The organism is Arthrobacter sp. UYEF21, assembly GCF_040546085.1.
Classification (GTDB): Bacteria; Actinomycetota; Actinomycetes; order Actinomycetales; family Micrococcaceae; genus Arthrobacter.
Map to the genome: position 1 here is coordinate 12,194 of NZ_JBEPNF010000025.1, position 17,379 is coordinate 29,572.

The window sequence follows — 17,379 nt, forward strand, 5'->3', positions numbered from 1 at the left end:
AGGAGGTACCTCATTCTGCGGCGGCGAATACTTGGCCTGGTCCGGCCAAGGGGTGACCGGTGAAGATCCCACCCGTGGGCCACGCACTACAAGTCCGCTAGCACCGATGCCGGGTTTTCCATGCAGTCGGCAACGAACCGGAGGAACCCGGCTGCTGTGCCGCCGTCGCATACGCGGTGATCGAAGGTCAGCGTGAGTTCGGTGACCTTGCGGACCGCGAGTTCCCCGTCCACCACCCATGGCTTGTCCATGATCCGTCCCACGCCCAAAATCGCCACCTCGGGGTGGTTGATGATGGCTGCGGAACCGTCCACGCCGAACACACCGTAGTTGTTCAGCGTGAAGGTGCCGCTGCCCAGCTCCTCTGGGGTTGCCTTGCCGTCGCGTGCGACGGCGGTGAGCCGGCGGATCTCCGTGTCCAGTTCGCGGGCGCTGAGTTTGTCGGTGCTCCGGATCGAGGGGACCATCAGGCCGCGGTCCGTTTGGGCCGCGAAACCGAGGTTGACGCCTGCGAAGGCCACAATCTCCTGGGATCCCTCCGCAGAGGTCTCGATGCGCGTGTTCAACTCGGGGAATCGTTTTAACCCAGCCGTGACAAAACGGGCGACGAAGGCCAGGAGGCCCGGCGTTGAAGCCTCCGGATCAGACTTCTTGAGCCCGGCCCTAAGCTCCACCAGGGCAGTCGCATCAACGTCAACCCAGACGGTGGCCTCCGGAATCTCCGCCCGGCTGCGGGACATGTTCGCGGCAACGGCTTTGCGGACCCCCTTGACGGGCGTCCGGGAGGAAATGCCCAGGCCAGTGCGGGCGTCGGTGATTGCCGGCTCCGATGATCGAGCCTCGGTGGCTGAGCCGGGGGCTACGACCGCAGGTTTCCCTGGCCGAGCCTGCGAGGTTAGGGGGCGGGTGGGGAGGATCAGCGCCTCGACATCCCGTCGCATAATCAGTCCGCTGTCGCCGGAGCCGTGAAGGTCGCCGAGGTCCACGCCGTGTTCCCGGGCCATCCGGCGGACAAGCGGCGAGATGACGGCGCCCAGTTTCCCAGGCACCCTGGTACGGAGCAGCGAGAGATCGTCGGCGGAAGCTTCGGAAGGCGCCGCCACCGAAACCGGCTTGCGGGGAGCCCTGCTCCGCCGCGACTGGCCGTCGCCGCCGGGGGTCCCGTAGCCGATCAGCACATTGCCGGACCCGGCCTTCTCCTCCTCGCGATAGGCGTTGGCGGCCGCGGTTTCGACCACCGGTTCTTCCTGAGGTTCGGCGGGGGCGGCATCATCCGCGCTGGCCCCAAAAACCACCGAGCCCGCCGGAGCCACCGAGATCAGCGGCTTCCCCACGTCCAGTGTCTGCCCGGGTTCGCCGTGGAGCACCGTGACAGTGCCGGCATAGGGCGACGGCACTTCCACCACGGACTTCGCCGTCTCCACCTCGGCGATGGGCTGGTCCACCCGGATCTCATCGCCCACAGAAACCAGCCAGTTGACGAGCTCGGCTTCGGTCAGGCCTTCGCCAAGATCGGGGAGCATAAATACTTGCAGTGCTGAGGTCATTGGTCAGTTCTCCCACTGGAGGTCGTCAACGGCGTCGAGGATACGGTCCACGCCGGGCAGGTAGTAGTGCTCAAGTTTCGGCGCCGGGTACGGGACGTCGAACCCGGTGACCCGGCGGATCGGCGCCGCGAGGTAGTGGAAGCAGCGCTCCTGGACCCGCGCCACGATCTCGGAGGACACGGACGCGAACCCGTGCGCTTCGGCGATCACCACGGCCCGGCCGGTCTTGCGGACGGACGCGCACACCGTCTCGTCGTCGAAGGGGACGATGGAGCGGACGTCGATGACCTCCAGCGAGCGGCCCTCCTCTGCAGCGGCAGCAGCCGCGGCGAGCGCCGTGGGCACGGACGGTCCGTAGGCGATGAGGGTTGCGTCGGTGCCGGAACGGGCGACGGCGGCCCGGCCTTCCGAGGAGGCGCCCACTTTGCGGTTCGCGGAGTGCCGCGCCTTCAGATCCTCGAGGTCCACCATGTCCTTGGACCAGTAGAGCTTCTTGGGTTCCATGAACATGACAGGATCGTCGGAGTCGATGGCTTCGCGCAGCATCCGGTAGCCGTCGGCCACGGTGGCCGGCGTGAAGACCTTCAGGCCGGCCGTGTGGGCGTAGTAGGCCTCCGAGGAGTCGCAGTGGTGTTCCACTCCCCCGATGCCGCCGCCATAGGGAACCCGGATCACCATGGGCAGCTTCAGGGCGCCCTTGGTCCGGTTGTGCATCTTGGCCACGTGGCTGACGATCTGTTCAAACGCCGGGTAGGCAAAGGCGTCGAACTGCATCTCCACCACAGGCCGCATGCCGTTCATGGCCATCCCCACCGCCATGCCTACAATGCCGGACTCGGCCAGCGGTGTGTCAAAGCAGCGCTGCTCGCCGAAGGTTTTGGTCAGGCCGTCCGTGATGCGGAAAACCCCGCCCAACAGGCCGACATCCTCGCCGAAGACCAGGACGGTGGGGTCTGCGTGCATCGCATCGGCCAGCGCGGTGTTGAGGGCTTTGGCCATGGTGATGGACTGCGGCCCGGCGGCCTCGACGGCCGCGGCAGCCGAAGCGGCGGCCCGGGCGGTGGCGGCGCTGACGTTGCCGTTCGCTTCAGAGGACGTGGTGATGGTCGGACTCATTTCGCGGGCTCCTCGGGTGACGCTTCGCGGGCAAGTTCATCGGCCAGCAGGGCGGCCTGCTCCTGCAACTGGGGGGTAGGCACAGAGAACACGTGCCGGAAGAGCTCCTGCGGGTCCACGGGAACATCCTCACCCAGGCCCTCGCGGAGTTGCGCGGCGACTGCTTCGGCCTTCGCCGCGATCCGGATGGCGCCGTCGTCGTCCAATAATCCCCGGCCGGTGAGGTAGGTCCGCATCCGGCTGATCGGATCCTTGGCCAGCCACTCGGCAACCTCGCTTTCCCGCCGGTAGCGGGTGGCGTCGTCGGCGTTGGTGTGTGCCTGCATGCGGTAGGTGTTCGCCTCCACCAGGAGCGGGCCCGAGCCGCCCCGTGCGAGGGCAACGGCGCGGTCCAGCACGGCGAGGAGGGCCACCACGTCATTGCCGTCCACGCGTTCGCCGGCCATGCCGTAACCAACAGCCTTGTGCGCCAAAGAAGGCGCAACGGACTGGTGCGAAAGCGGGACCGAGATGGCGTATTTGTTGTTCTGGACGAAGAAGATGACCGGCAGGTGGAAAACGGCGGCGAAGTTCAGGGCCTCGTGGAAGTCGCCCTCGCTGGTGGCGCCGTCGCCGCACATCGCCATGACCACCGTGTCCTCGCCGCGGAGCTTGGCCGCATGGGCAACCCCCACGGCGTGGAGCAGCTGGGTGGTCAGCGGCGTGCACTGGATCCCCACCTTGTGCCGGGCGGGGTTGTAGCCGCTGTGCCAGTCGCCGCGGAAGATGGTCATGGTCTGCACGGGATCAACCCCGCGCGTCATGACCGCCACCGCGTCCCGGTAAGTGGGGAACAGCCAGTCGCCGTCGGACAGGCACAGCGCCGCGGCCACCTGGCAGGCTTCCTGGCCGTGGCTGGACGGGTACACGGCCATGCGGCCCTGGCGGACGAGCGCCGAGTTCTGGTCGTTGACGCGGCGGCCGACGACGAGCTGCTCGTACGCAGCCAACAGCTCCTCATCGCCGGGCAGCGGATACTCGTGGCCGGGTTCTGTGCCCTGCTCGCCTTCGGCCAGGAGCCGGCCCTCCGGGTCCACCATCTGGATCTGGTGCCGGGCCGGGAGCATGTAGTCCTCAACTGTGATGCCGAACTTGCGCACGGCCTCAGTCACGGCATTTTCGGCCGGCAGCCCGTGAGCCTGGTCCGGCGCAGAGCCCGGGTCAGTGCGGGGCGCAGAGTGGTCCGCGGAGATCGTCATTGGTCTGTCCTTCTGTAGCCACTATTCTTTCCAAGTATCGGCCCATGGCAGGTTTCGTATCCAGCACTTTGATCAACAGTGGACAAGCTGCCAGATTTAGCTCCCGCTGAAAGACGAAGTGCAAAAGTGAGCCCACATTATCCGCAGTGACCGGGGACGAAATGGCAGCGATAGAAGCCAGGGGACGATCAAAACGCGATTTTCAGCCCGGATTTCCGGGAACGGCAAACCCCGGGCTGTGACGGTTGTCGGCGAATTTCCAGAAACATTCGGTATCCTCGATCAAAACTTTCCCCTCACAAAGGCCACACTTTTGTTCGGTCGAGAACATTCCAGCAGCCACGAGCCGGACGGATCCGGGCCCGCCCCCTATCCCGACCAGGGCAAACTTATCGCCACAAGTTCGGGCCGGCGCCTCAGTTTCCGCCGGGCACCGCGCTGGTTTAGGGCTGTCACGGCGCTCGTGTCCGTGCTGCTGGTCGGGGCCGTGGCATTCGGTGGCTACTGGGCTTGGCGTCTGCAATCCAATATTGTCACCTCTGATTTGTCTGCCGGCGGCCAACGGTCCGAGGGCGCCGTCAACGACAGCACCGACCGCCTGCAGGTCCTGGTGCTCGGCACGGACACGAGAAGTGGCGCCAACGGGCAGTACGGGACCGAGGACCAGTCCTCCGGCTATGGCCAGTCCGATGTGATGATGCTGCTGGACATTTCGGCGGACAACAGCCACGTCAACGTCATCAGCCTGCCCCGCGATCTCCTGGTGGACGTTCCGGCCTGCACGGACAAGAAGACAAACCAGAAGTACCCCGAACAAAAGGATGCCCAAATCAACAGCGCCATGGCCCAGGCCGGGATCGGCTGCGCCGTGGACACCGTGAACAAGCTCACCGGGCTCGAGGTGGACCACTTCATGATGGCTGACTTCAACGCAGTCAAAGAACTTTCCAACGCCGTCGGCGGGGTGGAGGTCTGCGTCAGCGATGCCGTGGACGATCCGGATTCGGGCCTGCGTCTGCCCAAGGGAACGTCACAAGTGCAGGGCGACCAGGCCCTGGCGTTCTTGCGGACCCGCCACGGGTTTGCTAACGGAGGTGACTTGGGCAGGATCAAGGCCCAGCAGGCATTCCTCGGCTCGCTGACCCGCAAACTCAAGTCCGACGGGACTCTGGGCAACCCGCAAAAGATGCTGACCATCGCGGACACGGTAACCAAGAACCTGACCGTGGACTCAGGGATTGCCTCGGCGCCGGCGCTGCTGACCATCGCCAACCGGCTCAAAAACATCGATCCGGCCAACGTCAACTTCATCACCGTTCCCACAGTCCCGGCAGCGGACCCCAACCGGCTCTCTCTTGATGAGCCGGCAGCGTCCAACTTCTTCGCCGGACTGCGCAGGAGCGCGGACCTGACGCAGCCCGCCCCCGCCGGGACTGAGTCAGCGCCGCCTACAGTTCCTTCTGCACCTGCCTACGACAAGTCCCTCCAGCCAATCACTGTCGCCAACGGCACAAATGTGGCCGGGCGCAGCACAGCCATCGCGGCCACGCTCACCAGCGCTGGCTTCACCAAGGTGAACCGGGTCCAGGGGCCGCCGCGAACCCAGACCATGGTGTATTTCAGTTCAGGTTTCGCCGACGTCGCCGCCGACGTGGCTGCGTTGGTCGGCTTACCCGCCTCCAGCGTCCAGCAGGTCACCAACGTCCAGGGCGTGCAACTGTACGCGGGTGAGGACTTCGCCACGGGAGACAAGCCGGCACCGGCGCCTGCTCCTGCTAACTCCGGCGACTCCTCCGGCACTGTGGTGGCCCAAACCGCCCAGGACCAGACCTGCCAGGCGGCAAACCCGGCAGGCTAGCGAAGCGGACGGGACCAGCCGTCTCAGGAAACTGCCGGGTCCATCAGGGACAATCGCGGGATGACCGAGTGGTTCACCGCCTGGACCCGGCGGTGGCGCTGGCTCTGGGCGGCTTCGGTTTGCAGCCGTCCTGGCCACCTTCGCTCTGGGAACCGCCACCGGCGACATGACCGCGTACAGCCTGCGTCTCGGCTATTTCGCTTCAGGCATCCTCTTCGCGGCGGTGATCGCCGCGGCAGCGATGGCTTACTGGCGCCGCCCGCGGGCGGAGACCGTCATCGGTCAGTTCCTCTGTAGCCACTATTCAGTCCCAGTAATGATCTCCTGCCGGTTTCGTATCCAGAGCTAGCGCGAATCATGGAGAAGCCAGTCCGTGGTGGCTAGGCTGGAAGACGAATCGCAACAACCAGGGGCAGCACTACGGCAAGGAACTGTGGAAAAATTGGCAGGCACAACAGACCGGCCCGAACTGGCTCCGCTGGATGACGTGGACCGCCACATCATCGCCGAGCTGACCCGTGACGGCAGGATGTCCGTCACGCAGGTGGCGCAGAACGTCCACATCTCCCGGGCCCACGCCTATACCCGGATCGCGCGGCTCACCAGCGAAGGGGTGCTGACCAAGTTCACCGCCCTGGTGGACCCCATCAAGGCGGGGCTCAAGTCCTCCGCCTACGTCACCCTGAAAGTGAGCCAGCACGCTTGGCGCGAACTCCGGGAAGAGCTCAAGGCCATCCCTGAGGTCCACCACATTGCCCTGGTGGGCGGCGACTTCGACGTCATCCTGCTGGTGCGCGCCATCGACAACACCGACCTCCGCCGGGTCATCTTCGACCAGTTGCAGTCCATGCCGGGTGTCCTGGACACCCAGACGTTCCTGGTGTTTGAGGATGTTGATGCGCGCTGATCACGGCCGTAGCGCATCGCCGGGCCGGCAGAACGCGGCCCATCCGATCCCGCGAGGCGAAGCCGCACCGAAACCGGTAAACCGAATTGAGAAAACATTTATTTTTTAAAAGTCTCGACTATATGAATCCATAGGCGTAACTTTGCATCTGGAACAAGTGTCCGTGATCTGCATCACATCAGTGGGGCTCGGATTAGAGCCGGACTGGTGGGCAGACTGAAAGGAGAAAGCCATGATTCTAAGGGAAATTTCGTTCGACCGGTTTATTTTCACCTGCACTGGTTGTGACCATGCTTGGGGTGCCGACTATGACGTCCAGCATGTTGCGGACGGGCACGGGCACGAACGGGACTACTTCTTTCGCAACGGACTGCACTGCTCCGATCCCACCGGTCTGGGCGAAACGACGTGTCCCCACTGCGGCCGGACCGCGGTCATTTCCCACCACAGCGCCCGGCAGGCCGGTCCCGCAGCTACGGACGAGGCCCCTGAAGTGCCAGTCCAAACGCCCGCCCCGGCCCCGGAGTTGCCGGCGGAAATACCGGCCGCTGGCGGTACCAACGATTGGGATACGGCGCCGCTGCTCTCAGGCACTCGGTAGGCCCTACCCCGCCTGGCACTCAACCCCACCCTGGCCCTCATCCCGGGCGGGGTTGAAGGCCGGAGGGTCCTGTTTATAGTGGGTGGCAGATCGCCCTTGTGGCCTGCCAGCACCTTGGTTACCGTGAACCCCATGGATCGGTAACTGGAGTGCTGGGGCAGCGACCACTTACGGGGAAGGAAGCCCAATGTTCACAGCCCGGCTGCGAATCGCCCGCTTTGCACCATCACTTGCAGTCCTGCTTCTGGCCACAGCCTGCATGCCACCTCAGCCAGCACCCGCTAATACCGGGCCGGCCACTGCTCCCCCACCCCTCGCGGTGACCCCTTCCTCAGCGGCTCCCCCCACACCCACCGGCACGCAAACCACCAGCGGTAACGCCGGGCCCACCGGGAGCGCGGCGCCAAAAGACTGGGCAGAAACGGTTCAACTGGTCAATTCCGGCGTGGCACGCCTTGCCGTCACTTTGTGCGACGGCGGCGGTGTGGGCACGGGATTCCTGGTGGGAAACGATCTCATCATTACTGCCGCCCACGTGGCCAAGAACGAGGCGGCCATCAATGTCTCGGTCAGCGGCCAGTACACGTCGGCGCAGGTCCTGGGAGTCAACGACAATCTGGACTTGGCACTGCTGAGGACACCAACACCGCTCACGGGGCACAAGTTCGGCTTTGCTCCGGACCTTCCCGCGCAGGGTGTTGAAGTCGCTGCACTCGGGTTTCCCCTCGACAGGGGCCTCGCTTTTACATCGGGACGGGTCAGCGCACTGAACCAGGAGGTCCGCCTCCCGGCAGGGACCGTCCGGGGCCTCATCCAAACCGACACGGCCATCAACCCGGGTAACAGTGGCGGCCCGTTGCTCCTGATGAACGGCAGCGTGGTGGGCGTGGTCAGTTCAAAACGGGCGTGGGTTCTGGGCACCCATGACCAGAATGACTACGGCGCCGAGGGCACGGGATATGCCGCACCAGCGTCGGCGGCAGCCGCAGCCATGGCCGACTGGGGCCGGCGGACCACGCCGCTGCCGCAGGCCAGCTGCGACAGCCAAGCGCAAACTTCCAGCAGCAACATCATCACCACCAACAACTCGGACCACGAACAGGCGACCAAAGTCATACAGAGCCTGCTGACTCATGGCCAGGCGATCAACCGGGCAGCGTACGACACAGCCTTTGCGGTTCTGACGCCGGAGCTTCAGGCAAGCGAGGGCGGATTCGCCAAATGGAGTTCCGGCCTCGGAACGTCATTCTGGCGAGCCCTGACCGTCAACAGCATCCGGGGTTCAGGCACAGAATTGACCGTGGACACGGTCCTCCGCACTGAGCAGTCAGCGGCTCACGGACCGGGAGGCCAAACCTGTTCGGACTGGGGTCTCCGCTACCGGATGAAATGGGACGGAACCATCTGGCGCGTAGCGGAGGCAACCACTCCCGGAGGCCCGCCGAAGGCATGCTGAAGCGGTGCCGTCGGCGTCACTTGCGCCCAGAGAACCAAAGAATTCCTTACGGTGGCTTTAAGATTCGATCAAGACGCCCGCCCCCTGCCCTATCGCGTCCCTGCCGGCTCCAACTCCCGGGCGCGCTCCGGAACGGAACGGACGACGTCGGGCTCCAGCCTTCTGGAGGCCCAGCGGCGGATGGGGCGCTCCACAAAGCGGAACGACAGGTAAGCCAGCAGTACGGTCAGCGCCGCGGCCGCCGGGACGCGGAGCCAGAGTGAAGGGACCAGCGGTATGAGCAGGAGGTAGACGGGCAGGTGCCAGAGGTAGGCGGCGTAGGAGAGGTCGCGGCCGGGGTTGGCGAGCCAGGGGTGGCTCAGGATCCGTGAGGCGCGGCCGGCCGGGCGGAGGACCAGCGATCCGATGACCAGCCCGGCCAGCAGTGCCAGGACGGTGGGGCCGCCGGTCCAGAAGACATTGAACCAGGTGCCGGTCTCGTTCGGTTCCTTGAGCGCGAACACGGCGGCCGCCAGGGCGAGTCCGGCCAGCGGCCCGGCCCAGCGTGCACCGGCCTGCAGTGCGGCGTGAACCCGGGAGCCCGGGGTGACGGATGCGAACATCAGGGCCATGACGCACCCGAGCAACAGCTGGTCGGCCCTGGTGTCCGGACCGTTGTAGAGCCGGGCCAGCGGCGACCCGTCCATGACCAGAACGAACCGTGAGACCAGGAACCCAACGGCCAGAACGGCGGTCAGCCAGGCGACGGTGCGGACCTTCCAGAACCGCAGCATGACCAGGAGGACCACCGGCCAGACCAGGTAGAACTGCTCCTCGACGGCCAGGGTCCAGGTGGGGCTCAGCGCATTGCCGCCGGTTGAGGCGCCGAACATCCCGAAGTTGGACAGGTTCATCACGTAGCCGGCCGCCGGGATGGCATTGGCCTCCTGACCGCCCCACCCGGACAGGGGAAAGATCAGGCCGCCAAGAACCACCACAGCGCAGACCGCCAGCAGCGCCGGCCAGAGCCGGGCCAGCCGCTTGGCGTAGAAGACGCCCAGGCGCAGCCGGCCCGTGGCCCGGTATTCCTTCATGATCAGAAGGGTAATCACAAAGCCGCTGAGCGTGAAGAACACGTCCACGCCGATGGATCCTCCGGGGACGAGTTCCGTCACGGTGTGGAAGAGGAAAACGAACGCCACTGCGATGGTCCGCAGCCCATCGAGAGCGTGTTTGCGTCCGGAGATCAGCCCGTTTCCGTGCGCGAACGGACGTTCCTCCAAGGTCGGGGTTGCCCCGTTTCGCTGAAAAGTCACTAAGCAAGCATATATAACGTTTCTATAACCCCGCTAAGTGCAGGCTGGGAAAACCCTTACCGTGAGGCGGTGGTTGCCTCTTCGTCGTCAGCCGTGATGAGGATGTTTCCTTCGGCAATCGACTCGGACAGGACGTCGTGTTCGATGGCGGTGGCCAGCGGCTTTTCCTTGATGAAAACGAGCACGACGGCGGCGATCACCGCGAGCGGGACCATCCAGATGAAGATGGTGGTCAGGGCGTCGTTGTAGGAGGAGACGATCGGGTCTTTGATCCGCGGGCAGGGTGGTTGACCACCACGGGGGTGAGCAAGTTCGATCCGCCCGGCATACCGCCGCCGGTTACGGCGGCCATGGGAGGTTCTCCAACGGGGGCTGGCGAACAGGCCCCTACGCCGCCGCATACAGCCGCAGGGGCGCGGACAAATGGCCGGGAACTACCTGCCAGCTTTGTCCCAAGGTGGAAGGCTAACACGGCGTACCTTGGGGGCGACGCTGTCCTGTCTCCCTCTGGCGATACGGTCACGGCCAAGGCTAATTTGACGTCTCCCGCGAGCTACAGCGCGGCAACTGGAACGCGTCCGCCACCACGGCGTCTACCCCACCGGATGGCACGGCTCCACAGCCACCAACGGCACATACAGCTTCGTAACCGACACCCCGCATCTGACTAAAGAGGCACCAAAGCCCGGGAACTCTCCACTCCCGACAACACCGGATTCGCCGACGTACGCCAGCAGATTCATGTGGTCCCGGGCAGGCAATACTCACTCAGCGAAAGTGCAAGGCCGTCTCAGGAACCCAGCTCCTCACGGACAAGGCGTTCGTGGGCATCCGCATCCAGTCACCTGATTATGGGCAAGCCGTCATTCCCGGGCTTGATGTGAAATGACCACCCGCCCAACCCGCCGACGTGGGAACCAGCTGGAAGAAATTCACTCTTGACTTCACAGTCGGGCAGGGCATCGAAACCGTGAACGTGGACCCAGGACTCCGGACATAGCGTTTTAGTTGCTGGGTGACGTTTCTTTGTTTTTGATCTCGAATCGGAGGATCCGGTCCGTACCGGGATACTGGGTTTCGGTGGCGGTGAGGTGGTTGCAGAGCTCCCCGATCGCGGTGGTTGCCCGTCGGGTGGGGAGCGGGTCGAGGCGGATGGTGAGGTATCCGTCAACGCGGGGATCGATGTCCCCGCTGCCGGTGAGGGCTTGCCTGATCAGGGCGTGGGCTTCGTCCTCGCCTCGGGCGTAGCCGGTGTTGGTCCGGACATAGCGTTTTAGTTGCTGGGTGACGTTTCTTTGTTTTTGATCTCGAATCGGAGGATCCGGTCCGTACCGGGATACTGGGTTTCGGTGGCGGTGAGGTGGTTGCAGAGCTCCCCGATCGCGGTGGTTGCCCGTCGGGTGGGGAGCGGGTCGAGGCGGATGGTGAGGTATCCGTCAACGCGGGGATCGATGTCCCCGCTGCCGGTGAGGGCTTGCCTGATCAGGGCGTGGGCTTCGTCCTCGCCTCGGGCGTAGCCGGTGTTGGTCCGGACCTCGCGGGCCAGGGCGGTCGCGGTGTTGAACGCGGCCATCCGGATCGCGTGGGTGAGGAGTTTCGTTTCGGTCTCCAGGACTTGCTGGCCGGCGGCTATCTCCCCGAGGGGTACCCGGGCCGGGAGGTCCCGGTGCGCTGCCTGCGCGGCCTCGAGAGCGGTTTCGGCGGTCAGCAGGTCCGCGGTGATCTTGTTGTGCATGGTTTTGGTGATCAGGACCGTGGACGTTCCCGGCGGTGGTGTCCGGGCCGCGAGCATCGCCGCATCGGTATCGGCCAGGGTCTTCTCATACCTGGTTTTCGCGGCGAGGACCTGCTGGTAGGACTTGCGTTTGGCCGGGTTCGGTACCGAGCGTTCCGGATCGTCATCGATGCTGGTGTAGGCGTCGTGTGAGTCCAGGGCGAAACGGATTCTGGCGTAGCGGAAATAGTTTTCCTGCCGCCATCTCGCGGCCATCCGGTAGATGATCTCCCCGGCGCCCATGGCGGTGTTGGTGGTGAGGATGTGAATCTGCCGCATCCCGCCGCCGGGAGTGTTGACCCGGCGGCTGATCTGGCGCATCGCAAAGACCTCCCCGGTCGTACCGATGGGGACCTCCACCTCGGTGTCGGCGGCTTCCCAGGTCCGGGCCTGTCCGTGGGCGTCGGTGTGGCTGACCTCGGTAAACAAGGAGGCGTCGATGTCCTCGGTAGGGCCTTTACGCCAGGTCAGCACGTCGAAGTTGTTCTCTGTCATGTGTTGGAAGAGGGCCGGGGACCAGCCGCCGCGGTCGAACCCGACCAGGACCCGGCGTTCGTTCCCGATGATGGTGCGCAGTCCGGGCAGGAGCCGGCGCAGTTCCCCGGTCAGCGCGGCCCCGGGCTCGGCCATGACCACCAGCACGGGGGCGCCGGCCGCGTCCGCGACCCAGGTTTCCTCGGTCGCGGGGACCGGGAACTTCAACCTCGTGGAGTGGACCTTCCCGATCTTCCTCGTCCCCTGGTAGGCGCGGACGTGCCCGTCGACGTAGAGCACAGCGGCCAAATCCCCGCCGTCTTCACCACTGCCGTTGAGGTGTCTGGCTGCCATCGCGGTCAGCAGCTCCCCGGCCTTGCCTGTGGTGGCGAGGGCGGCGGTTTTACGGCGCAGGGTCTTCACTTCCGGGGCCCGGTCCAGGCCCAGTACACGGCCCAGGGCTGCCGGGTCGATCCGGGTGATCCCCTCGGCCCGTGGTTCCCCCGCCAGGGCCTGGAACACGGCGCCGGTGAGGATGGTCTCCAACCCGTAGAACCCGTTCGGCAACGCCCCGAAGGTCTCTTTCGCGCACTCCAGCAGGCCGGTGTCCTCGAGGGCGGGCAGGGCCAGGAACAGTCCGGCCAACGGCACCCGGGCCGCGGGGGCGAACACCGGTGCCGCGCACCCGATCAACCCGGACCGGGCGCCGGCCCGCTCCTCGGACCGGTCCGCCCGCGCCGGGAGCACCGGCAACTCCTCCACCAGTGCCTCCGCTTCGGGCTGGCCCGGGTCCGCAGCAGCCAGCTCCTCCGGGGCCGTGGTTTCCATGGCCAGGGTGCGGCGGACGCTGAATTCGGAGACGCCCACAGCTGTTCCCACTGCGCGCAGGGACAATCCCGTCGCACGCAGGGAACGGATCTGGGACATCACCGCTTCCGTGAGCCGGCTGGGTCCTTTCGGACCGGACTTTTCCGGGGCCAAGCCCAGCACCCCGGCCGCGCTCAGGTCCTGGCGCCACCGCCATAACGTGCCCGGATCCACCCCAAACGCGGCAGCCACCTCAGCGACCGAACCGGCTTTAATATCGGCCAGTTTCGCCGCCGCGAACCGACGGGACACTGAGTCCCCGGCATCCCACCCATAGGAGAGCTCACCATGGACGAAAACCCGGCCGCCGTCCTTGTCTTCGACCAGCGACGCAGCGGCGCCTATCAGGACAGCGCCGGCGTCCATCGGTGCCGGAAGGGGCAGTTGAGCAGTCATCGCACCCATCTTCCCACCCCTCGAATGGCGTCATTTTTTCTTGTCTAGATTTTATCGCAGAAGAGGGGAAATTAACAGCCGCCCACCTAACAAAATCACCGGGATCACTCGGAAGTCATTCCGTGGCATCCTCATGTGTCAGGAGTCCTGGACCCGTATGTCCTGCTCGCGAAGAAGGTTACGACCACCGGCCACGATCCCAAAGGGCGGCCAAACGCACCGGCGACACGGATCCCGTCATGCCGCGTGTTCACCGGGCCATCAGCAACTTCAAATCCTGGCTGCGCGGCACCCACCGCGCCGTTAGCAATGAACACCTTCAGGTTTATCTGGATGAGTTCGTCTTTCGTTACAACCGCCGGCGTTCACCCATGTCAGCCTTTCAAAGTCTGCTCGGACTCGAATCCCACCATGGCCCAACGACCTTCCGGGAAATCGCGGCACAAGGGCCCGGCACTACCCGGAGAACCTGAGCTAACCGGATACGTACTAGACCGGTTATGTTCACTAGCTCACTGCCGGAGTCGTGGCTCCAGTGCCACGGCTCCGAACACGGTGCACGTCTGAGACATGCTGCATGCCGAGGTGCGCGGGTTTCCCCAGCCCGCTACCGCGAAGCCGTAGCGGCCGCACAAACCGGGATGCGACAACAAATAGCGCCCCGGAAGCCACAGCAGCCCTGCGACCGACCGCCCTGAGCTATTCACCATAAGAGTGCCGTTAGTTGTTGGCATCCGCTCATCCCCGCGTGCGACGACCGTGAGCCGCCGACCCGCCCAGGGTGATTCTCGACCAGAGCCAGTCCATGGTAGGTGAGCTGAACACACAGACATCTCTGGCGGCAGAGGATAGTTGACCCCTTTGCCTACCGGATAAATCGTGGTTTTAGCCAAGATCAGACATCGCTTTGGGCGCAAACCATACGTGGTCAAAACTGATGCGCCCGCCGTTCCAAGGGGAGTCAAGGACTAGTCCTAGCAACGCTGTCGTGCACGAGGCCGGCGCGGTGAAGTCCACGCTGTACTTGGTCCAGGATGTACTGTCCGCCATAATGGACGCAGTGCGAACCTGAGATCCGCCGATCGGAGCCTGGCCGTAGTCGAGACCGGTAACACTTCCATATGCGCAATTTGGTTGCCATGGGGGACCCGAGACTGCTCGTGCACGAAAAGAGTATGTATAGGTCGTTCCAGGTGAAACCTCCACTGCTTGGGCAACTTGCGAGTAGGTGGACCTAGGAGCCACAAGGTGAAGAGATCTACTACCAGGGAAGCCTTCAGGCGGCGCTTCAGTCACAATCTCGAGCTGAGCGGACCCACTCTTAAACCACCTCCATGGAAGAGCATCGCTGCCGCTGTCCTCAAAGCCTGCGTTAGCTACCATTCGGTGGGAACCAAAAGCGTCCCCTGCAGTGATTAGTCCAACGCCCAATGACGCGGCTAGATCAAGCATCTCTGTCAGCTGCGCGGTCGACGGATTGATAGTAGTGTCAAGATTATGAAAGTAGAAGGCCCCTACCACAGGTCGGGCTGCTGCTTCACGGATCATGGAAAGGCACTGTTGATGATTGGTGCCATCCACGCACGTTCGACGAATTAGCGTGGGGGCCTGCGCATATCTTGGATAGAGTGCGGTTTGGTTGTACTGTGCCGTGTCGAAAACCCTATCGTAGCGGAGGTAGATATCGAGGTCCGTCATCGCATTGCGACCACCTGAAGCTGTGCCAAAGGGATAGGCAAATGATGTCACCTGCCTTCCACCAACTTTCTCCAAATACGTCTTCGGTTGCTCTAGCTCGACGACGCGTTGCGCCTGCGAAATGGTGACGAAGTTTGCGTGGGTTTGGGAATGGGCTGCCACTTCATGACCGTTAGTAACCATTAGCCGGATATGAGACTCATCGATTTTTGACGGTCCATTTAGAAGTCCCGGGGTAATAAAGAATGTTCCCTTCTGCCCTCGTGCATCCAGGAGTTGCCTTACGACGTCCATGGCCAGATACCCATCGTCCATGGAAAGCATGATGGCCCCCTTGGCGGTAGGCAGACCTGTCACAGGAATTACGGGACCTGCAGCCTGCGCCGGGGACAGACTATACATCGAAGTGACACCTGCACCTGCCGCTGCAAAGGAGCCGACACGTAGCATTGTCCGTCGATCCATCGACGAAGTGGGAACTTTGCTGGAGGGAGGACCAGGGGCACTCTCCGTCTTCTTGGTCAAATCCCCCAATTGCTTCATCCCCTGCTCGGGAATAGAAGTTGATTCCTTGACACTTATGCGGCCTACGGAACGTAGCTTTATAAACTTAGAAAGCATTCATGACCCCTACATTGATGTAGGTCGACTCGTGAAGGGTCGACAGAACTGAGTATTGTAGGCACCAGCAATTCAAAGATCCCTATCTATTCAGATTGCGAATTATGCGAAATGCAAGCCTTGCTGATGCGCCTGCATATTATTCAACAAGAGATTTATGCCCACCACACCGGTATTGGCTACTTGCTTTTGCTAGTTCCCTCGTGCCGTTTGGCTACTTGGGTACTCGCTTTCAGCCCTTCTAAAGAATACCAAAGCAGGTAGGACGTGGATGGTGGCATCCATCTAGTCCCTCTCGGCTACGCGATATGTCAGCGACTTCTACTTTCGGACAATCACGTCATGAAATCCTGCAGGAAGCTAGGAGATGACGGACAAAGCATCAAAGCCCGCTGCTGCTCGGTGGGATGTTCGATGCCTAACGCAATAGATTGAGGTATCCGACCGGATCCCCAGAAGCTGCCCTATAGGTTCCTAAGCTGTGAAGGCCTGGACACGGTATCGCAACGGGCCTAGGCCCTTGAGCTCTGCGGAAATCCTAGGTGCGTGGGTCAGAAATGATAGGCCCTAATTCTTAAAACGCCGACAGAATAACCATGTCCTCGTAGGGGCGGCTGGGAGAATCGTGGGCATGGTTACTGGTTCTTCCGCGCAGGATGGTTTGTTCGACGAGTCTCTGGTCGAGCGGGTCGAGCAGCCCACCGATGTCCCGATGGATGCCAACGCCGGGATCAACAAACGCTTCAAGGCGTTCGAGCCCGATGCGGTGATGCTGGTCCCGCCGTCGCTGGAGGAGTGGTTGCCCCAGGGCCATCTGGCCCGGTTCATTGGCGAACTTGTGGACGATGAACTGGATCTGACCCGGTTCTATGCTTCCTACGCCAAGGCGAAAGGCCAGCCGCCGTATGATCCGCGGCTGATGCTGCGGATCCTGCTGTATGGGTATTGCGTGGGGGTGCGTTCCTCGCGGGAGCTGGAGCGGGCGTGCACGGATGTGGTCGCGTTCCGGTGGTTGTGTGCCCAGCAGGCCCTGGATTTCCGGTCGATCGGACGGTTCCGCGAACGCCACCTCGCGGCGTTGGCCAACGTGTTCCTGCAGGCGCTGGAGCTCCAGGGCTCCTGACATGACAGGACGGCCGTGCGGGTGATGTATTGAGTTTCCGGGGATTCTTGCTCGCTCAAGTCTTTTAATCCTGCCCCCGATGTGAGATAATAAACGTGTGACTTTTTTGCTGGTGATGGGGGTGGGAGGATGGGTGTGATGCCAACCCAGATGCCCCTTCCCTTGATCGCGGACCTGGGAGCCGTGCTGATCGGGGAGTCGGCGGCGTTGCTGGAAAATGAGACGCTCGGCGGCAAGGTCTTTCTCAACGGTCAGTTGTGCTGGGTGTGGGATGCCGGCCAGGATGACCTGCGCCGGCTGGCCGCGGTGCAGTTGGTGCGGGCCGGCGCGGCCCGGGTCAACGAGGTAGCGGCAGGGTTCGGCGTCACCCCGGAATCCTTGCGCCGCTGGCGGGTGGCTCTCACCGGT

Annotated in this window: 13 protein-coding genes and 2 pseudogenes; 8 read left to right on the forward strand and 7 right to left on the reverse strand. The window is 63.6% G+C overall.

Features of this window, described 5'->3' with window-relative positions; genetic code table 11:
• Positions 1-86: 86 nt before the first annotated feature.
• Genes ABIB27_RS18185 through ABIB27_RS18195 form a run of 3 tightly spaced genes read right to left on the reverse strand, consistent with a single transcriptional unit; the run spans position 87 to position 3,901 of the window.
• Positions 87-1,547, reverse strand: coding sequence for a dihydrolipoamide acetyltransferase family protein (locus ABIB27_RS18185; RefSeq protein ID WP_354254573.1), 1,461 nt, complete (start codon positions 1,545-1,547; stop codon positions 87-89).
• Positions 1,548-1,550: 3 nt separating this feature from the next.
• On the reverse strand, positions 1,551-2,663 hold the full coding sequence (locus ABIB27_RS18190; protein WP_354254575.1) for an alpha-ketoacid dehydrogenase subunit beta: 1,113 nt from the start codon (positions 2,661-2,663) through the stop codon (positions 1,551-1,553).
• Complete coding sequence (locus ABIB27_RS18195; protein ID WP_354254577.1) at positions 2,660-3,901, reverse strand: thiamine pyrophosphate-dependent enzyme; 1,242 nt, start codon at positions 3,899-3,901, stop codon at positions 2,660-2,662. Before ABIB27_RS18195 ends, ABIB27_RS18190 begins: the two co-directional genes overlap by 4 nt.
• A 313-nt stretch (positions 3,902-4,214) precedes the next feature.
• On the opposite strand from ABIB27_RS18195, the gene ABIB27_RS18200 reads away from it, so the two are divergent.
• The 5 genes from ABIB27_RS18200 (at position 4,215) to ABIB27_RS18220 (ending at position 8,723) form a co-directional block, all read left to right on the forward strand.
• Positions 4,215-5,759 carry an LCP family protein gene (locus tag ABIB27_RS18200; RefSeq protein ID WP_354254579.1) on the forward strand — a complete coding sequence of 515 codons (1,545 nt, stop codon included), beginning with the start codon at positions 4,215-4,217 and terminating at the stop codon, positions 5,757-5,759.
• A 130-nt stretch (positions 5,760-5,889) separates the two neighbouring features.
• The gene (locus ABIB27_RS18205; RefSeq protein WP_354254594.1) at positions 5,890-6,108 is read left to right on the forward strand and encodes a hypothetical protein; all 219 of its coding nucleotides are present in this window, start codon (positions 5,890-5,892) and stop codon (positions 6,106-6,108) included.
• Between the two features lie 93 nt (positions 6,109-6,201).
• The gene (locus ABIB27_RS18210; protein WP_354254581.1) at positions 6,202-6,666 is read left to right on the forward strand and encodes an Lrp/AsnC family transcriptional regulator; all 465 of its coding nucleotides are present in this window, start codon (positions 6,202-6,204) and stop codon (positions 6,664-6,666) included.
• A gap of 232 nt (positions 6,667-6,898) precedes the next feature.
• Positions 6,899-7,267 (forward strand): hypothetical protein, encoded by a 369-nt coding sequence (locus ABIB27_RS18215; RefSeq protein ID WP_354254583.1) that lies wholly within the window; start codon positions 6,899-6,901, stop codon positions 7,265-7,267.
• Between the two features lie 445 nt (positions 7,268-7,712).
• The gene (locus ABIB27_RS18220; protein ID WP_354254584.1) at positions 7,713-8,723 is read left to right on the forward strand and encodes a S1C family serine protease; all 1,011 of its coding nucleotides are present in this window, start codon (positions 7,713-7,715) and stop codon (positions 8,721-8,723) included.
• An 89-nt stretch (positions 8,724-8,812) separates the two neighbouring features.
• Here the strand turns inward: ABIB27_RS18220 and ABIB27_RS18225 are convergent, their stop codons facing one another.
• The 3 genes from ABIB27_RS18225 to ABIB27_RS18235 all read right to left on the reverse strand — a co-directional run bounded on the left by ABIB27_RS18225 (position 8,813) and on the right by ABIB27_RS18235 (position 13,529).
• The gene (locus tag ABIB27_RS18225) at positions 8,813-10,018 is read right to left on the reverse strand and encodes an acyltransferase family protein (protein WP_354254586.1); all 1,206 of its coding nucleotides are present in this window, start codon (positions 10,016-10,018) and stop codon (positions 8,813-8,815) included.
• Positions 10,019-10,074: 56 nt separating this feature from the next.
• On the reverse strand, positions 10,075-10,419 hold the full coding sequence (locus ABIB27_RS18230; RefSeq protein WP_354254587.1) for a hypothetical protein: 345 nt from the start codon (positions 10,417-10,419) through the stop codon (positions 10,075-10,077).
• A gap of 872 nt (positions 10,420-11,291) precedes the next feature.
• Positions 11,292-13,529 (reverse strand): putative transposase, encoded by a 2,238-nt coding sequence (locus tag ABIB27_RS18235; protein WP_354254589.1) that lies wholly within the window; start codon positions 13,527-13,529, stop codon positions 11,292-11,294.
• Between the two features lie 179 nt (positions 13,530-13,708).
• Between ABIB27_RS18235 and ABIB27_RS18240 the strand changes: the two are divergent.
• A pseudogene (locus ABIB27_RS18240) lies at positions 13,709-14,002 on the forward strand (transposase); the annotation flags it as partial.
• Between the two features lie 412 nt (positions 14,003-14,414).
• Here ABIB27_RS18240 and ABIB27_RS18245 read toward each other — a convergent pair.
• Entirely contained in the window at positions 14,415-15,848 is a 1,434-nt protein-coding gene (locus ABIB27_RS18245; protein ID WP_354254590.1) for a polysaccharide deacetylase family protein, read from the reverse strand.
• A gap of 730 nt (positions 15,849-16,578) precedes the next feature.
• On the opposite strand from ABIB27_RS18245, the pseudogene ABIB27_RS18250 reads away from it, so the two are divergent.
• Both ABIB27_RS18250 and ABIB27_RS18255 read left to right on the forward strand, forming a co-directional pair.
• A pseudogene (locus tag ABIB27_RS18250) lies at positions 16,579-16,959 on the forward strand (transposase); the annotation flags it as partial.
• Between the two features lie 150 nt (positions 16,960-17,109).
• The coding region (locus ABIB27_RS18255) for a helix-turn-helix domain-containing protein (protein WP_354254592.1) at positions 17,110-17,379 on the forward strand (270 nt) is incomplete at its 3' end.

Excerpts from the sequence above, each read along its gene's own strand:
- ABIB27_RS18185 (WP_354254573.1), bottom strand. The coding sequence starts at position 1,547 with ATGACCTCAGCACTGCAAGTATTTATGCTCCCCGATCTTGGCGAAGGC.
- ABIB27_RS18190 (WP_354254575.1), bottom strand. The coding sequence starts at position 2,663 with ATGAGTCCGACCATCACCACGTCCTCTGAAGCGAACGGCAACGTCAGC.
- ABIB27_RS18195 (WP_354254577.1), bottom strand. The coding sequence starts at position 3,901 with ATGACGATCTCCGCGGACCACTCTGCGCCCCGCACTGACCCGGGCTCT.
- ABIB27_RS18215 (WP_354254583.1), top strand. The coding sequence starts at position 6,899 with ATGATTCTAAGGGAAATTTCGTTCGACCGGTTTATTTTCACCTGCACT.
- ABIB27_RS18230 (WP_354254587.1), bottom strand. The coding sequence starts at position 10,419 with ATGCGGCGGCGTAGGGGCCTGTTCGCCAGCCCCCGTTGGAGAACCTCC.
- ABIB27_RS18235 (WP_354254589.1), bottom strand. The coding sequence starts at position 13,529 with ATGACTGCTCAACTGCCCCTTCCGGCACCGATGGACGCCGGCGCTGTC.
- ABIB27_RS18245 (WP_354254590.1), bottom strand. The coding sequence starts at position 15,848 with ATGCTTTCTAAGTTTATAAAGCTACGTTCCGTAGGCCGCATAAGTGTC.